Below are 19,137 nucleotides of genomic sequence, written 5' to 3' on the forward strand. Positions count from 1 at the left end.
GCAGAGCTTATGGGATAATATAAGGAAGAAAATCGTCGTTTTATTCAAAAAGGAGTTTTTGACAAATGAAAACACGCGTGTTATTTATTGGTGACAGTATTACAGACGCAGGAAGAGACCGTTCAGAAGCAACGGATTTAGGTAAAGGGTATCCGCTTTTGATTGCCGGGAAACTAATCTCACGATATCCAACGATGGAATTTGAATGTATAAACCGTGGGATAGGAGGAGACAAAATTGCAGATCTGCAAGCGCGCTGGCAAGAAGATTGTTTAGCTCTGCAACCTGATTATGTATCGATTTTGATTGGAATCAATGATACGTGGCATAATACTGGAGATCAAGCTATATTCGGCACTGAGAAATCTGTGCAGCAATTTGAATCCGTTTATCGAGAGTTACTAAATGAACTACAAGCAGCTGGAATCTGCAATATCGTATTAATGGAGCCTTTTGTACTTCCTGTGACAAATGATCGTTATGGGTGGCGCAAAGACTTAGACCCTAAGATCCAAACCGTTCGTAAACTCGCAAAAGAATATGGCACATTACTGATTCCTTTAGATGGAATATTCAATGCTTTAGGAATCGCTTATGGTTTTTCGAAATATACAAAAGAAGATGGCGTGCATCCAACGATTGGCGGACACGAGATTATTGCACAAAGTTGGATAGATGCGATTTCCGCAGTTGATTTTTTTAGTGGAAATAAAAATGAACGAAAGAAAAGGGAGAAATGATGGAAATACGAAGGGCAGTAAAAGAAGATCTCCCTCAAATCAATCAGCTGATTACTGATCATCCAGAATCATTCGTAAAAGTAAAAACGGCAGCTGAACTACATGATAGGAATAAACTATTGATCGTTGCTGTAACAAAAGAAAACCGGATCATCGGTTTTGCGCAAGCAGATGAACAGCAATCAGAAGAACGGGTGGATCAGCGACCAGCAGGAAAACTAATCCAACACACATTAGTAACAAAAGAAAAAACGGAAGAAATCCAAAAAAGATTTGCGGAATACTTGATGCTGGAAGCTAAAAAAAGAAAAATCAAATCGTTTTTTGTCCAGTTCTAATTAAAAACTGTAATAAAAGGAGAAATACAATGAGTTGTTTAGGAAATGTCATCTGGTTCATATTTGGCGGACTAATTGGGGGTCTTAGCTGGTTAGCAGCAGGGGTACTTTGGTGTATCACGATCATCGGTATCCCCATCGGTATGCAGTGTTTTAAAATCGCCTCCCTTTCTTTTGCGCCTTTTGGCAAAGAAGTAATTTATCACCAGTCCGGCATGTCATTGATTGTTAACATCATCTGGCTGATCGTTTCAGGTCTCCCAATTGCTCTTGGACATGTCGTCAGCGGCATCCTTCTATGTATCACGATTATAGGGATACCATTTGCAAAGCAATCTTTCAAACTTGCTCGATTGGCGTTAATGCCATTTGGTGCAGAGATTATATAAGTCAGGATGTTCTAAAAGAGTGTCCTAAACATGTTTTATGAACGAGAGGACTGGATGAAACACAACTATCACGTGTTTTATCTGGTTCTTTTTATATTTTGAAAACTCATTTTTTCTTTCGGATACCTTGACATATGAATGTACATTCATTTATAATTAGTTATGAAGAGATATTCATATGTTAAGGCGAGGAGGTCATTAAAATGAAAAGTTACAGATTAGAAGGTTTAGATTGTGCGAACTGTGCGATGAAAATCGAAAAAGGAGTCCAGCAAATCGATGGAGTCAAGGAAGCAACGGTAAATTTCACTTCTGGAAAACTAACGATTGACGTAGCGGAAGATCGATTAGCTACGGTTGAACAGGAAACAAAAAAAGTAGTGAGGGAATTAGAACCAGACGTCAAGGTAACAGAAATAGATAAAGAAAAAGTATCTGAACATGGAAATGAAAAAGAGAGAAACACGCTGATCCGGATTTTATTTTCACTTGCAGGTATCGCTGTTTTGCTATTATTTGATTTTAATGAACCAATTCGTTTGATAGGATATTTATTGATTTATCTGCTGATAGGATATGATGTAGTGAAAAAAGCGGTGATGAATATCGTCAAAGGACAAATCTTTGATGAAAATTTCCTCATGTCTGTGGCTACGATCGGCGCTATGTTGATCGGTGAATATCCAGAAGCCGTAGCAGTGATGCTGTTTTATCAAATCGGCGAATATTTCCAAGGATTGGCAGTCAATCATTCAAGAAAATCGATTCGTGAATTGATGGCTATTCGTCCAGAAACAGCGCACATACAGACAGAAGAAGGATTGATGACCGTGAATCCTGAAGATGTGCAGATTGGTCAGTATGTACTTGTTAAGCCTGGTGAACGTGTACCGTTAGATGGAACGATCATCGAAGGAGAATCATTAGTCGATACATCCGCACTTACAGGTGAATCCGTTCCTAAATCTGTATATGTTGGTGAAACAGTATTAAGTGGATTTATCAATAAAAATAAACCATTTTTAGTTCAAGTAGAAAAATCCTATGAAAATTCTACCATCAGTAAATTATTAGAATTAGTAGAAAATGCCAGCAGCAAAAAAGCACCAGCTGAAAATTTCATTACCAAATTCGCGCGATATTATACACCAGTCGTTGTAGGATTGGCCGTCTTATTGGCTGTTTTACCTCCAATAGTTTCTGGAGCGGCGTTTTCTGAATGGATCTATCGGGCGTTGACGTTTTTAGTGATCTCATGTCCATGTGCATTAGTGATTTCCGTACCACTTAGTTTCTTTGGTGGGATCGGCGGAGCAAGTAAAATTGGTGTATTAATAAAAGGTTCAAATTATTTGGAGTTGCTTGCACAAACTGAGACAGTGGTTTTCGATAAAACTGGCACATTAACAAAAGGCGACTTTTCGATCCAGACGATCGATCCAACAGGAATTGATCCAAAGAAATTTATGCAATATATTGCAAGTGCAGAACAGTTTTCTACACATCCGATTGCGCAATCCGTTTTAGAAGGCTACGAAGGTCCGCTTTTACCGGCGACAAATATCCAAGAATTTGTAGGTGAAGGAATCTTAGCTGAAGTTGACAGCAAACAAATATTAGTAGGTAATCACAAATTGATGGAAAGGTTTGAGATTTCTTTTCCTTCAAGTCAAGAAATCGGTACACTGCTTTATATAGCAATCAACCAAAGTTATAGTGGTTATCTTGTCATTGCGGATACCTTGAAAGAAGATGCCGTAGACGCATTGGTTCAACTAAAACAGGCTGGTGTCAAGCACACAGTAATGTTGACAGGTGACTCGAAAAAAATCGCTGATCATATCGGGAAGCAAGTTGGCGTGGACAAGATATACAGTGAACTACTTCCAGAAGATAAAGTACAGCGGTTAGAGGAGATCTTACAAAGAAGCAATAAAAAGACCGCCTTTGTCGGAGATGGAATCAACGATGCACCAGTGCTAGCAAGAGCAGATGTAGGGATCGCAATGGGTGGGTTAGGAAGCGATGCTGCAATTGAAGCAGCAGATGTAGTCATCATGAACGATCAACCATCGAAGATTGCAGATGCGATCCGGTTAGCAAAGAAAACATTGAAGATCGTCAAGCAGAACATTATTTTTGCTATTGGGATAAAAATGCTGGTACTTGCCTTAGGTGCTTTTGGTTTTGCAACAATGGGAGATGCAGTATTTGCAGATGTCGGGGTAACTGTCCTAGCTGTTTTGAATGCTATGCGAAGCTTACATGTAAAAAATAAATATTGACCAGTAGAGAGGACGAATGAACGTCCTCTTTTTTTATTCCTTTTTCTTAATAAAAGAATACAAAGAAAATAGCTAAGATTATAAAATAACTGATGTTTTTAATTTTACAGAAAATTCAAAATTGCTTTAAATACAATAAAATCAATGAAATGAAAGAAAACAACTCCTTTTTTTGATGGAAAAAATATGAAAACATGATGTGTATTAAATAAAAGAATACACACATAAAATAACGCTGTCTTGTAAGTTTGTTAAAAATTGAATATGATTACATTTGGTTAACAAATTTTTATTATAAAGGAGAGAACGAATGAACAATAAACAATTACGCTGGTTCACTGTTGCGTTAATTGCATTTAACATGGTTTGGGGCATGGGGAATGTAGTTAATAACTATGCCCAGCAAGGAGTATCAGTTGTCACCTCTTGGCTATTGATTCTAGCCATTTATTTCATTCCATACGCATTGATCGTTGGACAATTAGGCTCAGCCTTCAAGGATAGTAAAGGAGGCGTCAGTTCATGGGTCGAAAATACGACATCCAATAAACGGCTAGCATATTATGCTGCTTGGACTTACTGGGTCGTGCATATTCCTTATTTGGCACAAAAACCTCAAGCCATCCTGATTGCAGGGGGTTGGGCGGTCCAAGGAAATGGAAATATCGTAAATACGATGTCAGTCCAAATGGTAGCAGTTATTTCACTTATTATATTTCTTGCCTTTTTATATTTATCAACAAAAGGACTTTCTACGTTGAAAGTAATCGGCGGATTAGCCGGAACAGCGATGTTCGTTATGTCGATCTTATTTATTCTTTTAGCAGTAACGGCACCGTTCATCAACCCAACGATGGAATTTGCCACACCGCATATGAATCAAGTGAAAACATATATTCCAACCTTTGACTTCAGTTATTTCACAACCGTCTCTATGTTAGTGTTTGCAGTTGGAGGAGCGGAAAAAATATCCCCTTATGTTAACTCTACAAGAAATCCTGCAAAAGAATTTCCTAAAGGGATGATTTTCTTAGCAGCAATGGTAGGGATTTGTGCTGTATTAGGTTCAGTCGCAATGGGCATGCTGTTTGCTAGCGATAATATCCCTAAAGATTTGATGGCAAATGGGGCATACAGTGCTTTTCAAATTTTAGGTAATTACTATGGTATCGGTAACTCATTGATGATTATTTACGCATTGACAAATATGATCGGACAAATCTCCGCATTAGCCTTTTCAATCGATGCACCGTTAAAAATCTTGTTAGCAGATGCAGATCCAGAATTCGTACCAAACTGGCTACGTAAACGTAGTCATAAAGGTACATTAGTAAACGGCTATCTTTTGACAGGTATACTAGTAGGAATCATTATTTTGCTGCCAATCTTCGGTATCAAAGATATGAATGAATTAGTTAAATGGTTGACGAACTTGAACTCAGTTGTTATGCCAATGCGTTACCTATGGGTATTCTTGGCGTATATGATGTTGAATAAAGCTTATAAGAAATTCAATTCTGAATATAAATTTGTCAAAAATCCAAAAATCGGGTTTATCTTCGGTGCTTGGTGCTTTGCCTTCACTGCGTTCGCCTGTATCTTAGGAATGGTACCAAAAGTAGATTATACTGCTGATCCTAAAGCATGGTGGTTCCAGCTATTCACGAATATCATCACACCAATCGTCTTGATCTTATTAGGCATGATCTTGCCAGCTATCGCTCGTCGAGACAAAAATAAAGAAATCACTGAGCCAGAAACTGTGGTTCAGCCTTAAATATAGAAATACTTGTTACAAGAGGTTGTAACAGAAGTGGTCAGCTGATTGAACACCGTTTACCCAGAGGTCGGGAACTTGCCGTTTCACTCTGAGTAACAAGGAACAAGTTCAAAAAACAGCTTCTCATGTTTGTTGAATAGTGTGACTTGTGACCGAGGAGTTGGCAGGAGAACACCGTTTATTCGGAACAAGGGACTTTGACACGACTTTTGTCACAGTCCCTTGTTTTTTTGTGGCATTATAAGTGGTATGATCGAACCAAATTCCAAAGAGAAGTGAGGGAGGAAAATGAAGATCATCGTGATTGGACAAAGTGGGTCGGGAAAATCGACCCTCGCAAGGAAGATCAAAGAAATCACCGGCTTTCCGCTACTGCCTCTAGACCTTTTATGGCATACGACAGATTACAGTATTCAGGCAAAACAGTGGTTTTTACAAGAACAGCAATCGTTTATGGTATCTAATCCGTCATGGATCGTTGAAGGAAATTATACTTCTACGTTAGAAGAGAGAATCAAAGAAGCAGATAAAATCATTTGGCTTAAAGTGCCGCGTTATGTCGCCATCTACCGAGTAGTTTGGCGTTCTCTAAAAAGAAAGATAAACAAAAAATCACGGCCAGATATGCCTGAAGCATTTACAGAGAAACTAAACAGGGAATACGTAGAATTTTTATCTTTTATCTGGCATTTTGAAGAAAACAATGAACCGAAAATACAGCAACTGATCCAAGAAAATCATGCACGAAACAAACTGATCATCCTTAAAACAAGAGGGGAAAAACAAGAATTTTTAACTAAATTGAAAATAGAGAGCAAAAATAATTGACAGTTTTTGTTTACAAGTGTAATCTGTATTCGTAAGCTATTGATTACATTTGTAAACGAAAGGTGTGAAATAAGTGGAGAAAGTCAAAACGCCGGTAAAAATCAGCGATTCAGAATGGGAGATCATGCGGGTTATTTGGACACTTGGGCAGACGACTGCCCAAGAAATCACGCAGATCTTAGCTGATTCGATGGATTGGAAACCAGCAACGATCAAAACTTTGCTGGGACGTTTGGTAAAAAAAGAAGTGATCTGGACAGAACAAGAAGGAAAAAAATTCATTTATCATCCAGCTGTCTCAGAGATGGAAACAGTTCGTAGTGCGACGGAGAATCTTTTTTCCCATATCTGTGCAAAAAGGATTGGAGAGACGATTGCGGATCTAGTAGAAGAAGCTACTTTGACTCAAGAAGATATCAATGAAATCTTGAAACAATTAGAACAAAAGCAACCAGTCGAAACAATCGAATGCAACTGTATCCCAGGTCAATGTGAATGTAAACAACATCAATAGGAGGAAGAAAAAATGAAACAACAATTTTCAATCGAAGGTATGAGCTGCAATCATTGTGCTGCAAGAGTCGAAGAAGCGGTAAGCGCACTTGACGGCGTACAGAAAGTAAAAGTGAACTTGAAAAAAGCAAACGGTACGGTCAAGTTTGATGAAACAAAAGTCCAATCCGAAAAGATTTGTCAAGCAATCAATGGATTGGGATATAAAGCAGAGGTGATTTGATGGCAGCAGCAGAAACCAAAATGGACACATTCGTCATTACAGGTATGACTTGTGCAAATTGTTCTGCTAGGATCGAAAAAGAGCTGAACGGACAACCTGGTGTTGTCAATGCCACAGTCAACTTGGCCACTGAAAAAGCAAGTGTCAAATATGAAGGGACGACCTCTGAAAAATTAATCCAAAGCGTAGAGAACATCGGCTATGGTGCGATTTTGTACGATGAAGCCCATAAACAAAAAATTGCGGAAGAAAAGCAAGCATATTTGAAAAAAATGCTATTCGATCTTGTATTGAGTACGATTTTGACTTTGCCATTGATGCTGTCAATGATTGCCATGATGTTGGGGAGCCATGCGGCAATTGTTCACTTTTTTCATCTGCCAATCGTTCAGTTAGTTCTGTCTACACCTGTCCAATTTTATGTTGGTGCTCGTTTTTATAAAGGGGCGTATCATGCAATCAAGACGAAAGCACCAAATATGGATGTACTAGTAGCAATCGGAACATCAGCTGCTTTTGCATTGAGCATTTACAACGGATTTTTCCGTGGACATCCCCAAGATCTTTATTTTGAAAGCAGCAGTATGATCATCACGTTGATTTTGCTCGGCAAATATTTGGAACATACAGCAAAAACGAAAACAGGTAATGCAATCAAACAATTGATGTCTCTTCAAACAAAAACAGCTCAAGTAATAAGAAACGGTAAAGAAGAAAAGTTAGCGATTGAAGAAGTCGTCGTTGGCGATCAGCTAGTCATCCGTCCTGGTGAGCAGATCCCAGCAGATGGTCGAATCATTTCAGGAAGTAGTGCGATCGATGAAAGTATGCTTACTGGCGAAAGTCTTCCTGTAGAAAAGAATCCAGATGACACACTCTTTGGCGGAACAATCAATACGAATGGTCTGCTTCACATGGCAGTCACACAAGTTGGTAAGCAGACAGTTTTAGCTCAAATCATCCAAATGGTGGAAGACGCTCAAGGAAGCAAAGCACCAATTCAAAAAATCGCGGATCGAATCTCAGGGATTTTTGTTCCGATCGTTTTAGTCATTGCATTCATCACACTAGTGGCGACAGGTTTGATCTCGGGTGATTGGCAACTTGCATTGATCCATAGCGTCTCTGTATTAGTCATTGCGTGTCCATGTGCATTAGGTTTAGCGACTCCAACAGCTATCATGGTAGGAACGGGTGTTGGCGCACGAAACGGAATCTTAATTAAAGGCGGAGAAGCATTAGAAGCAGCTGCTCACTTAGACAGCATTGTTTTGGATAAAACTGGAACGATTACAGAAGGAAAGCCCAAAGTTACAGATCTAGTCGGTTCTAAAGAAGTCCTATCTATTTTTTATACTTTAGAACAAGCTTCTGAACATCCACTAGGTAAAGCAATCGTGGAATACGGAAAACTGCAAGAAGCAGCAACATACGATATGATTGATTTTACAGCTCACCCAGGTGCTGGAATCAGCGGTACGATTAACGGAGTACGCTGTTTTGCGGGTACACGTAAACGATTAATTGAATTGAACCTATCATTTGATGAATACCAAGAACACGCGTTAGAATTAGAACAGCAGGGAAAAACAGTCATGTTTTTAGCTGATGAAAAGCAAGTGATCGGGCTGATTGCCGTGGCAGATCAAATCAAACAAGAAGCCAAACAAGCAATCAAGCAGTTACAGGATAAAGGATTAGATGTCTTTATGCTGACAGGAGACAACAAACTGGCAGCCGAAACGATCGGTAAACAAGTGGGGATTGATCCAATGCACATCTTTGCCGAAGTACTTCCAGAGGATAAAGCAGCCTATGTGGAAAAACTGCAGAAAGATGGCAAAAAAGTCGGTATGGCAGGCGATGGAATCAATGATGCGCCAGCTCTCGCATTAGCTGATGTTGGTATGGCAATGGGAAGTGGAACGGACATCGCGATGGAAACAGCAGATGTAACGCTGATGAATAGTAGTTTGGCGTCCATTGCTCAAACAATCGAGTTATCTAGAATGACATTGAGAAAAATCAAACAAAATCTTTTCTGGGCTTTTGTCTATAATACGATTGGCATTCCTTTTGCTGCATTAGGCTTTTTGAATCCAATCATTGCAGGAGGAGCGATGGCGTTTAGTTCCGTCAGTGTATTGTTGAACTCCCTGAGCTTAAATCGGCACATGAAAAAGTAAGAGAAGGGATGGAGTAAAAATGAACGGGAACGATATGGAGAAAAAACAGGAGCATAAAAAAGAAGCAGGAAACAAAGAAAGTGCTCATTCAAACGAAAAACAGATGAAGCATGATCATAGCCAGATGGACCATTCGATGCATATGGAACATAACCATGGAGATATAGCGGACAGCAAACAAATGGACCATTCGATGCACATGGATCACGATCATGGCGGTATGGATCATTCCATGCACATGGGGAATTTCAAACAAAAATTTTGGCTATCACTTATCCTAGCTATCCCAATCATTCTTTTTTCACCAATGATGGGAATGGAATTTCCCTTCCAGATAACATTTCCTGGTTCGGATTGGCTCGTACTGATCTTAGCAACTATACTGTTTATCTATGGCGGACAGCCATTTTTAAGCGGGGCAAAAATGGAATTGAAACAAAAAAGTCCTGCTATGATGACGCTGATCGCGATGGGGATTACAGTTGCATATATTTATAGTGTCTATTCGTTTATCGCGAATCTGATCAATCCTCATACGCACGTCATGGATTTCTTCTGGGAATTAGCTACATTGATCGTCATTATGTTGCTAGGTCACTGGATCGAAATGAACGCTGTTTCGAATGCCAGCAATGCTTTACAAAAACTAGCAGAATTACTGCCAGAATCAGTGAAACGCTTGACGAAAGAAGGAAAAGAAGAGACAGTCTCACTAAAAGAAGTAACCGAAGGCGATCATTTGATCGTCCGTTCCGGTGACAAAATGCCAACAGATGGTGTTATCTTGAAAGGTGAAACTATCGTTGATGAATCAGCTGTGACTGGCGAATCAAAAGGAATCAAAAAGCGAGCCAATGATAAAGTGATCGGCGGTTCTATCAATGGGGATGGAACGATCGAAATCGAAGTAACTGGAACTGGTGAAAATGGGTATCTAGCGAAGGTTATGGAAATGGTGCGAAAAGCACAAGGAGAAAAATCCAAGCTAGAGTCATTATCAGATAAAGTGGCAAAATGGCTGTTTTATATTGCCTTAATTGTCGGTATCTTGGCATTTATCGCATGGTTGTTCTTGACAGATCTTCCTAATGCATTGGAACGTATGGTCACTGTCTTTATCATCGCCTGTCCCCATGCTCTAGGTTTAGCTATCCCATTAGTTGTTGCTCGTTCCACATCGATCGCCGCTAAAAACGGATTGCTTTTGAAAAACCGTAACGCACTAGAGCAAGCCAATGATCTAGATGTGATCATGCTGGACAAAACCGGGACACTGACAGAAGGAAAATTTACGGTAACGGGTGTCGAAGTTCTTGATGATGCGTTCAATAAAAATGAAATCCTTCAATATTTAGGAGCATTGGAAGCGAATGCCAATCATCCATTGGCTATTGGCATTATGAATTATTTGAAAGAACATGAAATCAAGCCTTATCAAGCCGAAAATCTAAAAAATCTTTCAGGAGTTGGGCTAGAGGCAACAGTCAAAAACCAACAAGTGAAAATAGTTAATGAAAAAGAAGTTGAGCGTCTCGGATTAAATGTAGAACAAGCATTATTGAAACCTTACCAAGAACAAGGAAATACCATTAGCTTCCTGATTTTAGAAAATCATCTAGCTGCAATCGTTGCTTTAGGTGATGTAGTAAAAACAGAAGCAAAAGAGTTTATCCGAACATTGAAGGAAAGAAAAATCACTCCAGTCATGCTTACTGGCGACAATAAAAATGCTGCTCAAGCAGTAGCAGATTATTTAGGAATCGAAGATTATTACGGCGGTTTATTACCAGATGATAAAGAAGCTGTTGTCCAGAAATATCTTGACCAAGGGAAAAAAGTAATCATGGTGGGTGATGGGATTAATGATGCGCCAAGTTTAGCCCGTGCTTCTATTGGGATGGCAATAGGTGCAGGAACAGATATCGCAATCGATTCTGCGGATGTCGTCTTGACAAACAGCGATCCAAAAGATATTTTGCATTTCCTTGATTTAGCTAAGCAAACGCGAAAGAAAATGATCCAGAACCTCTGGTGGGGAGCAGGGTATAATATTCTCGCAATCCCACTAGCGGCCGGAATACTTGCACCAATTGGTATCCTATTAAGTCCAGCAGTTGGTGCTGTCTTGATGTCGTTAAGTACGGTAGTCGTAGCGCTGAATGCTTTGACATTGAAAATCAAATAATAATGAAAAAAGGTTGTGACAAAAAACGTGTCACAACCTTTTTTTACGAATAATCGATGCTCAATCAGCTGGTTATCGGCATTCCAGAAGTAGATTCTCTAGGAATTTTATCTTATTTTTTGAAGCTGCTCCCTTTTGTCATAACCTTTTTGGATACCGTTTTTCTTATTATATGCGTTAGTTCTAAATAGGTTTTTTTATCGAATTTTACCGGATCTGCTTGTCTCCCATATATTTCTGCTTCATATTGAGCAGTTAATCGAATGAAACGTTGATCTAGATTGAATGTTTGTTCTATTCGTTGGCTGTATGCCTGCAAAGATTCTGCGGGGGTGCGCGGTACCAGTGTTTCCAAATGGTGGAGAAGTTTTTGATACGCAACCGCATTAGTAGAAGCAAAAAAATGAAGATAGATAAGATAACTTGTCCAGCGCAGAGATTTTCTAAATAACAATAGAAAGAACAACAAGACGGATAAACACACCCCAAGGCTGAATAAGACGATTTTATAAGACGGTGTGAGTGTCGTGTTATCTGACGAAATAGTCTCAGGTTTCTCACTGGAAATAGTTTCTACTATATTTTCGCTTTCTTTTGGCTGTTCTTCAGCAGATTGGACGGTTTCTGTTGTTTCAGCGGCTGGTTGTGAAACAGTTGGATTGGCAAATGAAGGGGTTGGTTCAAATGGAAGCCAGCCAAACCCAGGAAAGTACACCTCTGGCCAAGAATGAGCATGACTATTGAGAATGCTGTATTCCTCATTTCCTTGCTCATCTGTTCCTGTTCTAATCCCATCCGTAAACCCTTTTGTCCACCGAGCTGGGATGCCTAGTGTGCGAAGAAGGACGACCATAGAAGTTGAAAAGTTGTCACAGTAGCCGACTTTTGAATCGAAGAGGAAATAATCTACATAATCGCGTTCTTTAGGCGTATGTCCGGTATCCGTTTTGGAATAGCGAAAATTCCCGCTTGTTTTCAAATACTGTTCGACAGCTTCAACTTTACGAATTAAAGTTGCTTCATTTTTGGTCAATTCGATCGCTAAGTCCTCAATACGTTGAGGCAACCCTTTCGGCAACTGAAGATTTGTCTGTTGTTTTTCTAAATCATCGGCCTCTAACTGACTGCTTTTTAATTCTTCTCTCGTAAAAGCTAATCTTTCTGTTTGTAAGGACGCCAATCGCGTCGATTCATTCGGGACAGGGATGAATCGTTGGCTTTCAGGCAAATAGTAAAGTGTTTGTCCACTGGCTAATGAAAAATCAGTCAAGGTAGTATTTCCATAAGGATAAGGTAAGAAAGCTTGGTTTTTTAGCGTCAATGTAATGTTTTCTTTTTCTTCCATAACTGTTTGGTAGCTTGTGATATCAACAGGAAATTCTTGGATTGGTTGGATGGGTGCATCCGGATCTTCTACCCATCCAGAACCGGTGTAATGATTCTTATTTTCTATTTTCCAATAGCCGTTTACTTTCTGGTTCGCTGTAAAAACAACTTCGCCATTATCATACAATGGACCACCAAGTTGTTCATCATTTTCACTGAAACCCGTTCTGGCACTTCCGGTTAATTGATACTCATGGAGTCTGTCATAAAGCCCTTCATCATTAAGATATTCTCGGATCGGTTCACTCGTTTCCTCAAGAGATTGGTGTACTTTTGGGAGATATAAAGGCAAGATGGCGCTGAAAGTGAACAAACAAATAAGCAGGATCGTAGTTAACGACTGGAATCGAGCGTTTCCCGACAACAATCGGAGGGAGAAAAATTGCCTTGCTGCCAAATATACGCATAAAACAGCTACTACCGCAATCATTTCGTACAATAGTTCTTTTTCCCGAAAAACGGTAAGCATCATGAAGTAACCCATCAATGCAAGAAAGGGTGCATACCAATAGTCGTAATCCACGGTCAAAGTAATAAATAAATAGATCAACAACAATATGAGAAAAAAAGCTGTCTTTTCTGGTAAATAATGAAGTTTACCTTGGGATAGATGGAAGAATTCCTCTGTAACTGACGAAAAAAACTGTACGACCCATAATAAAGAAATTGTCTTTGAAGGAAAATAGGTAAACAAACAGCCAAACATTACTGGCAAAGAAAGTAGCAATCGTACCCATTTTTTAGGAATACAGCATACAATAAGACATAGGATACCAATAGTCAGGATAAGAGGATAGCTATTTTGCAATTGATTAGCTGCTACAAATATCGGAGCACCTACACTTAGCATCATAAAGGAATAAACGCCACGCAGGTATTTTTCCCATTTAATCGTCAATCCATTCACCTCCTGACAGTGAACATACCTTGTCTTTTTCTTGTATCATGATTTGTTTTTCTGCGAAATAAACAAGATAGACCGTTCGATCTTTCGACAATGTTTCGACAGCTTCTGAGACTTCAGGAGAATGCTCAGGAATAAAGAGGACGATTTGTTTTTTTGCCTGTTTTTTCAAGTGTGCCAAAAAAGTTTTCTCATTGCCAGCGTTCAAAGAAGCAAAATAGGTATATCCAGGATCTTTGCCATTAAAGGTACGGTCGCCTAATATCAGAAGTTCCGGCTGCTTTTCTTTTCTCAGATGCCATAAAGAAAAATACAAATCTAGCAGATGGTCAAATTTCAAGCTAGGTGAACCCCAAAAGCAAAGAAGCGGAGAATATTCTTCTTGATACTCGTATTCGCGGTATAACCACTCTTGACTATGAGCAGACAATTTCCAATCGATTCGGTTAAAAGAATCGCCGGGGCGATAAGAGCGATGTTCTCGAAAATCAAGACCTTTTTGATACGCGTTCAGCTGTTGTTTTTTTTCCAGAACTCTTTGCAATGTTTCTGCTTGAGTTTTATGAAAAGCAGGAAGAACAGTCACAGGAAAAGAAAGCTCTCTTCTTGTCCTTTTTCTAAAAAGTCCTAGACTATCATAGGCTGTAAAAATGACGGTTAATGCTTCATGGAACCCTCTCTCTTTTGGTTGCCAAAGTACTTGGACTTCTTGCGGTTTATTTGTAAGGATCAATATTTCTTGTTTTTTTTCTGCAAAGATCTCTGGAAAGACGATCTGTAAACGAGGGAGAGGGAAAGAAAAAGCTCCTTTTTTGGCTATAGAAAAAATAACCTGTATACTTTTTTTACGATAAACGACTGGCTGGACTGGCTGGACTGTGCAAGTAACAGAAAGTTTCTTTAGAAAGGTGCTTAATGAAAACACACTCCATGATACATAAAGAGTAAAAAAAGCCAATAAGAACCACCCTAAAGAATTGTTGAATACAAGAGCAAAAAAGACAATGACGAAATATATCAGAAATAACACAAAATTAATGAAATAATCTTTGGCTTTTTCCATTATCTACCTCACGGGAATTGGGATTTGTGCAACAAGGGCATGGATCATTTGTGTCTTTTCGTCTTCCTTCAATGAACGATCGTAAAAAATCAAGCGGTGAGAAAAAACGAAAGGAACTAACTCCTGCAAATCTTTGGGCGTGACGTAATTTCTCCCATGGATTAATGCATAGGCTTTTGCTGCTTGAATAAAGGCAAGGCTTCCTCGTGGACTGATACCAATCTGGATAGCAGAGTGGGTTCTTGTTGCGGATACTAACTGCAAGGCATAAGATGCCACTTCTGGGCTGACAAAGACATTCGCCACTCTTGTTTTTATTTCTTCTATTTCATGACTGTTCAAGACGACCTTCAAATTATCCAACACTTTTTCGAATTTATCCAAAAGTAGCAGAAGTTCGTCGTCAAAAGAAGGATAACCAATTTGTAGTCGGAATAAAAAACGATCGAGCTGTGCTTCCGGCAAAGGATATGTTCCTTCATACTCGATTGGATTTTGTGTAGCTAAGACAAAAAAATGATTGTCTAGGGGGTATGTATTGTTGTCGATCGTTGCATGATTCTCTGCCATTGCTTCTAAAAGTGCTGACTGAGTACGGGGAGTCGTACGATTGATTTCATCTGCTAACAAGATCGTTGTAAAGATTGGCCCCGGACGAAATTCAAACTCTTTTGTTTGTGAGTTATAGACGGAAAAGCCCAAAATATCACTAGGAAGAAGATCAGGTGTGCATTGGACTCTGCTAAAGGTTCCTTGCACAGCCTTTGCTAGTGCTTTGACTAGTAATGTTTTACCTACACCGGGAATATCTTCGAACAAGACATGACCACCTGCTAGCAGGGCAACGATCATCAATTGGATAGTGGAACGTTTACCGATGACCGCTTTTTCTAATTCTTGTATCAACTGATCGATTTTTTGTTTGGATTCTTCGATTTTAGCTTCCATTTTCACATCACCTTCTCATGAAATCACTATTTAATTTAATTGTAATGGAAGGGGATACATCCTACAAGCAAAGTGATTTTATTATGTTTTTTTTAAATACATTCGTTTTAAAATGAGAATACAATTAAATTAAGTAAAATAAAAAATAATGAGAGAAATTTGCGTAATTAAGTAAATAGAAAGGGACTTTTTATCTTTTTAGAAAAGAGCCCTTTCTGATCAAACAATATGTTTAGAAACTAGGTGAGAGATGATCAATGAGATGGCAAAAACTATTATCAAAAAATGCACAGAATTTATTTTCACTAATCAACCTAATGAAAGATCTAATCTGGCGAAAAACGGATCTAGCTGAAGAACTGAAAATCGATGTCAAAACAGTTGATCGGCATCTAAAACGTTTGGCAGAAAGCGACTGTCCAATCCAGCTGATTCTTCATAAGAAAACCGTTCAGTTAGTTTATGATCAAGGATATAGCGAACCCTACCTCCTTTTTGTTTTTCTGATTCAATCACCACCTTTTTGTCTACTGAAAAATCTGCTGTTGAATGAACCTTATGAGCAGGAGTATGATCGTTCGACACAAGAGCGGTTGAGAAAATGGTTTGGTGAGTATCACCTTTCGTTTTCTTATAAAAAAGCGCAGATCTTTGGTTCAGAAAGAAAAATACGGTACCTGCTATTTTGTTTCTTGAAAGATTTCCCCCATTTTTTTGCAGACGATGGAGAGCAATCCTTTTCAGAGACATTCATCCAATTATTGAAGCAACGAAAGGATCCGGCAGAAATCGAGATTTTAGGAGACAGTCGAACCCTTTTCTTTGAGTTGTTTCCAGAATTACTTTTTAGAGAAGAGCAGATTTTGCCAATAAAAGAAAAAAATTATCTAGCGATTTTGCGCTTGAGCTGTAATCAGATTACTGAAAAACGGTGGGAACGGATAGAAGAGACACAAGACTATCGGAAATTGACGATCGTAACTGAAAAGCTTGATTCGCTGTTTTGGCTGAATAGTGAGTTTGAAAGTGGAAATAAATCAAAGCTGACAAAAGTACTTTACCAAGAATGGCTTCGTTATGTGATTGGTATCCATGATCGATTGGTGGAAGAAGAAGTTCGTTATTATCAGGAAACATTAGAAAAGTTTCCCAATTCCAAAGATAAACTGTATCAATTTCGTCTAGCAATCCAACAAGCACTTGCACACCCCGCAGTTGAGTGGGGAATGCTTTTACTTAAGACACTCCAAGAACGGGGGTATTTAGATGTCCATCCTCCTGAAGTGAAAATCGTCTTTTTTTTTCGTTATGAACATCAGGAAGCAAGAAGACTTGCCGGGGTACTGAACAAAACCCTAAGACATCGAAAACGGATTTCGATCCATGTTTGCACTCGAAATAAGCCACCTCGTTATGCAGATCTAGTGATTACGGATCATTTTTTTCCATTAGACCATAATGAAGATCAAAAAACGTATCTGTACCATCCTTCATTTGGTATTGAAAGACTACTTACGGATATCAATTACTGGTTAGGGAAAAACCGATAAAACCTTTGGAAAACAGATCAAAACAAGTCAGTCTATGCTATAATAAAAAGCGATTAGTAAAGGAGGAAATCCATTGGAATTAAAGAAATTAGAAGTTCCCACATCTTCGATCACAGAAGTGAAACGATCGCCGATGGATGTATTTGCTCAAGCGCGAGACGCGGGAACTGGCGTATATATATTTAATCGGGAAAAAGTAGCTGGTGTGATGTTGACCCAAGAACAATACGAAACGCTCTTGCAAGAACTAGATGTCCTTCGTCAAACAGTGAAAGAGGAACTGAAAGAACCAAAGGAAAAAGAAATACATGAAGAATCTGTCAATAAAACAGCTTCCGTCGTATCCAATGCTGAAGGGATGGAAGAGTTGGCACAAACATTACAGCACTCGCTTATTACTGGTGTGACGATTACAGCAAAAAATCTAGATGAACGAATGGTCGCACTTGGTTTTATTACGAAAAAAACCGGATTTGGCGGGGTCGTGGATATGCTCAGCGAATTGATGAAAACCGGGAAAATCAATTACCAGCTAAGAAGAAAACCGCAAAATCGGACCATCATCGCTGAAATCATAGGGGAGCAAAACAGTCAATCCCAATTGATGGATAAGATTATTATCAAAAAAATTTTTCTACATGAATTATAAGAAAACCCTATATGTACAAAAAGAAAAAAACAGCTTCTCTTTGTACATATAGGGTTTATTTTTTTAGGGATGCCGTGCTTTTTTATAAGATAAGGCTACCGCCCATAACGATCCAAGGATTTGTGGAACTAAGTAAATGCCAGCTAGAATCAAAATCAGTTGGGTCGGTTTTAAAGGATGATAAAAGTACCGCCATTCAGCAAAATTGACGCAAAATAAATAGGAAGTGACAGTAGATATAATGTTGGCGATAAATAAAGATAAAATACGCCTGCTTTTTTGGAAATAATACCCAGCAAAAAGAGATAAAAATATCAACGTGATGAATCCGCTTACGGAATGATAATAGAAATCAAGCAGTAAAGCGAAATGCACATAAGGAACAAAAGATAAAAGCAATGGAAGATTCTTCCAACACGTTTTTATCATATTTTGTCACCACCTAACAAGTGTTATTATTTTGTTAATTTTATTGTAAATTGAATCATATAATAATCAATTACTTTTTCATTATTTCTAGATTAAATGAATAAACTCTCATGCCATTATCTCTAAAAAAAAAGTTTTTCCCCCTAATTTTTTTAGATAGAAAATTGTATAGTATGATGAAAGAAAAATTGGTTTGGGGGAACATTGATGAGAAGAAAAGCAGTAATCGATCGGCTTTATTTATTTTTTTGGTTTTTTCCTATCGTTTTGCTACCTTTTACATGGGTAAATGCTGTTGTGCAAGGTGCCGAGATATTAGGGCTGATCCAAGGAAGTGGATTTGTGGTTTCTAGAAATTTTCCAGCTTTGACTATTTTTTACTTAGTGATAAGTGTAGGTCTATTACTGCCAAAATCTCTGATCAATCATTATAATTGGCAGCTGCTTTATTTTTCTTGTTTACTCATATTCACATCTATGTTTTCCTTGTTGCCTCGCATGATCATCGGTCCTAATGGTTTGAGCGAGAGCGGACTGAAGGATTCAGCATATCCCTCCATGTATTTCTTGACCATTAAACCGTGTTTCTATTTAGTCATTGTCTCATTTATTCTTGCGACATTCTTTTACTTCTGGACAGAGATCCGGATAAAAAGTGAACGATCTGTATCTATAAAAAATAACCGTTGATGGTGGATCATCGGTAACAAGCATATGAGCGGCGGAAAACGCCTGTTTCTC

17 protein-coding genes are annotated in these 19,137 nt (G+C 38.7%); 13 read left to right on the forward strand and 4 right to left on the reverse strand.

Translation table 11 applies throughout. From position 1 onward, the window contains the following. Nucleotides 1-65 precede the first annotated feature (65 nt). The 10 genes from AC1F25_RS02070 to copB all read left to right on the forward strand — a co-directional run bounded on the left by AC1F25_RS02070 (nt 66) and on the right by copB (nt 11,467). Complete coding sequence (locus tag AC1F25_RS02070) at nt 66-740, forward strand: SGNH/GDSL hydrolase family protein (protein WP_002320309.1); 675 nt, start codon at nt 66-68, stop codon at nt 738-740. Beyond that, the gene (locus AC1F25_RS02075) at nt 737-1,078 is read left to right on the forward strand and encodes a GNAT family N-acetyltransferase (RefSeq protein ID WP_002316395.1); all 342 of its coding nucleotides are present in this window, start codon (nt 737-739) and stop codon (nt 1,076-1,078) included. Before AC1F25_RS02070 ends, AC1F25_RS02075 begins: the two co-directional genes overlap by 4 nt. Before the next feature lie 29 nt (nt 1,079-1,107). Next, nucleotides 1,108-1,467, forward strand: coding sequence for a YccF domain-containing protein (locus AC1F25_RS02080; protein ID WP_002291778.1), 360 nt, complete (start codon nt 1,108-1,110; stop codon nt 1,465-1,467). Nucleotides 1,468-1,670: 203 nt separating this feature from the next. Next, nucleotides 1,671-3,752 carry a heavy metal translocating P-type ATPase gene (locus tag AC1F25_RS02085; protein WP_002313546.1) on the forward strand — a complete coding sequence of 694 codons (2,082 nt, stop codon included), beginning with the start codon at nt 1,671-1,673 and terminating at the stop codon, nt 3,750-3,752. Nucleotides 3,753-4,062: 310 nt separating this feature from the next. After that, complete coding sequence (locus AC1F25_RS02090) at nt 4,063-5,529, forward strand: APC family permease (RefSeq protein ID WP_002291780.1); 1,467 nt, start codon at nt 4,063-4,065, stop codon at nt 5,527-5,529. 291 nt (nt 5,530-5,820) lie between these two features. Further along, entirely contained in the window at nt 5,821-6,360 is a 540-nt protein-coding gene (locus tag AC1F25_RS02095) for a P-loop NTPase family protein (RefSeq protein ID WP_002313548.1), read from the forward strand. Between the two features lie 73 nt (nt 6,361-6,433). Continuing rightward, nucleotides 6,434-6,874 carry a CopY/TcrY family copper transport repressor gene (locus tag AC1F25_RS02100; RefSeq protein WP_002291784.1) on the forward strand — a complete coding sequence of 147 codons (441 nt, stop codon included), beginning with the start codon at nt 6,434-6,436 and terminating at the stop codon, nt 6,872-6,874. A 12-nt stretch (nt 6,875-6,886) separates the two neighbouring features. Further along, nucleotides 6,887-7,096, forward strand: coding sequence for a copper chaperone CopZ (copZ, locus tag AC1F25_RS02105; protein WP_002308701.1), 210 nt, complete (start codon nt 6,887-6,889; stop codon nt 7,094-7,096). Next, nucleotides 7,096-9,282 (forward strand): heavy metal translocating P-type ATPase, encoded by a 2,187-nt coding sequence (locus AC1F25_RS02110; protein ID WP_142975979.1) that lies wholly within the window; start codon nt 7,096-7,098, stop codon nt 9,280-9,282. Before copZ ends, AC1F25_RS02110 begins: the two co-directional genes overlap by 1 nt. Nucleotides 9,283-9,301: 19 nt before the next feature. Next, nucleotides 9,302-11,467 carry a copper/silver-translocating P-type ATPase CopB gene (gene copB / locus AC1F25_RS02115; protein ID WP_479994207.1) on the forward strand — a complete coding sequence of 722 codons (2,166 nt, stop codon included), beginning with the start codon at nt 9,302-9,304 and terminating at the stop codon, nt 11,465-11,467. A 112-nt stretch (nt 11,468-11,579) separates the two neighbouring features. On the opposite strand, the gene AC1F25_RS02120 is transcribed toward copB, so the two are convergent. The 3 genes from AC1F25_RS02120 to AC1F25_RS02130 are packed head-to-tail and all read right to left on the reverse strand — an operon-like array spanning nt 11,580 to nt 15,768. Continuing rightward, complete coding sequence (locus tag AC1F25_RS02120) at nt 11,580-13,751, reverse strand: DUF4129 domain-containing transglutaminase family protein (RefSeq protein ID WP_142975978.1); 2,172 nt, start codon at nt 13,749-13,751, stop codon at nt 11,580-11,582. Continuing rightward, complete coding sequence (locus AC1F25_RS02125; RefSeq protein ID WP_479994208.1) at nt 13,741-14,820, reverse strand: DUF58 domain-containing protein; 1,080 nt, start codon at nt 14,818-14,820, stop codon at nt 13,741-13,743. The genes AC1F25_RS02120 and AC1F25_RS02125 overlap by 11 nt, the downstream gene beginning before the upstream one ends. 3 nt (nt 14,821-14,823) lie before the next feature. Then, nucleotides 14,824-15,768: an AAA family ATPase gene (locus tag AC1F25_RS02130; RefSeq protein ID WP_002313554.1), complete on the reverse strand. Its 945-nt coding sequence runs from the start codon at nt 15,766-15,768 to the stop codon at nt 14,824-14,826. A gap of 257 nt (nt 15,769-16,025) precedes the next feature. Between AC1F25_RS02130 and AC1F25_RS02135 the strand changes: the two genes are divergently transcribed. Further along, a complete protein-coding gene (locus AC1F25_RS02135; protein ID WP_002316391.1) occupies nt 16,026-17,318 on the forward strand; it encodes a hypothetical protein in 1,293 nt (430 codons plus the stop codon). Between the two features lie 73 nt (nt 17,319-17,391). Next, a complete protein-coding gene (locus AC1F25_RS02140; RefSeq protein WP_002291618.1) occupies nt 17,392-17,967 on the forward strand; it encodes a hypothetical protein in 576 nt (191 codons plus the stop codon). A 63-nt stretch (nt 17,968-18,030) separates the two neighbouring features. Here the strand turns inward: AC1F25_RS02140 and AC1F25_RS02145 are convergent, their stop codons facing one another. Further along, nucleotides 18,031-18,396 carry a hypothetical protein gene (locus tag AC1F25_RS02145; protein ID WP_002313555.1) on the reverse strand — a complete coding sequence of 122 codons (366 nt, stop codon included), beginning with the start codon at nt 18,394-18,396 and terminating at the stop codon, nt 18,031-18,033. A gap of 207 nt (nt 18,397-18,603) precedes the next feature. On the opposite strand from AC1F25_RS02145, the gene AC1F25_RS02150 reads away from it, so the two are divergent. Beyond that, a complete protein-coding gene (locus AC1F25_RS02150; protein WP_002308710.1) occupies nt 18,604-19,086 on the forward strand; it encodes a hypothetical protein in 483 nt (160 codons plus the stop codon). Nucleotides 19,087-19,137 lie beyond the last annotated feature (51 nt).

It is taken from the genome of Enterococcus sp. M-BR2, from assembly GCF_056612775.1.

Bases quoted from the DNA above. Each gene is read 5' to 3' on its own strand.
- AC1F25_RS02070 (WP_002320309.1), top strand. From the start codon at position 66: ATGAAAACACGCGTGTTATTTATTGGTGACAGTATTACAGACGCAGGA.
- AC1F25_RS02075 (WP_002316395.1), top strand. From the start codon at position 737: ATGATGGAAATACGAAGGGCAGTAAAAGAAGATCTCCCTCAAATCAAT.
- AC1F25_RS02080 (WP_002291778.1), top strand. From the start codon at position 1,108: ATGAGTTGTTTAGGAAATGTCATCTGGTTCATATTTGGCGGACTAATT.
- AC1F25_RS02085 (WP_002313546.1), top strand. From the start codon at position 1,671: ATGAAAAGTTACAGATTAGAAGGTTTAGATTGTGCGAACTGTGCGATG.
- AC1F25_RS02090 (WP_002291780.1), top strand. From the start codon at position 4,063: ATGAACAATAAACAATTACGCTGGTTCACTGTTGCGTTAATTGCATTT.
- AC1F25_RS02095 (WP_002313548.1), top strand. From the start codon at position 5,821: ATGAAGATCATCGTGATTGGACAAAGTGGGTCGGGAAAATCGACCCTC.
- copZ (WP_002308701.1), top strand. From the start codon at position 6,887: ATGAAACAACAATTTTCAATCGAAGGTATGAGCTGCAATCATTGTGCT.
- AC1F25_RS02110 (WP_142975979.1), top strand. From the start codon at position 7,096: ATGGCAGCAGCAGAAACCAAAATGGACACATTCGTCATTACAGGTATG.
- copB (WP_479994207.1), top strand. From the start codon at position 9,302: ATGAACGGGAACGATATGGAGAAAAAACAGGAGCATAAAAAAGAAGCA.
- AC1F25_RS02125 (WP_479994208.1), bottom strand. From the start codon at position 14,820: ATGGAAAAAGCCAAAGATTATTTCATTAATTTTGTGTTATTTCTGATA.
- AC1F25_RS02130 (WP_002313554.1), bottom strand. From the start codon at position 15,768: ATGGAAGCTAAAATCGAAGAATCCAAACAAAAAATCGATCAGTTGATA.
- AC1F25_RS02135 (WP_002316391.1), top strand. From the start codon at position 16,026: ATGAGATGGCAAAAACTATTATCAAAAAATGCACAGAATTTATTTTCA.
- AC1F25_RS02145 (WP_002313555.1), bottom strand. From the start codon at position 18,396: ATGATAAAAACGTGTTGGAAGAATCTTCCATTGCTTTTATCTTTTGTT.
- AC1F25_RS02150 (WP_002308710.1), top strand. From the start codon at position 18,604: ATGAGAAGAAAAGCAGTAATCGATCGGCTTTATTTATTTTTTTGGTTT.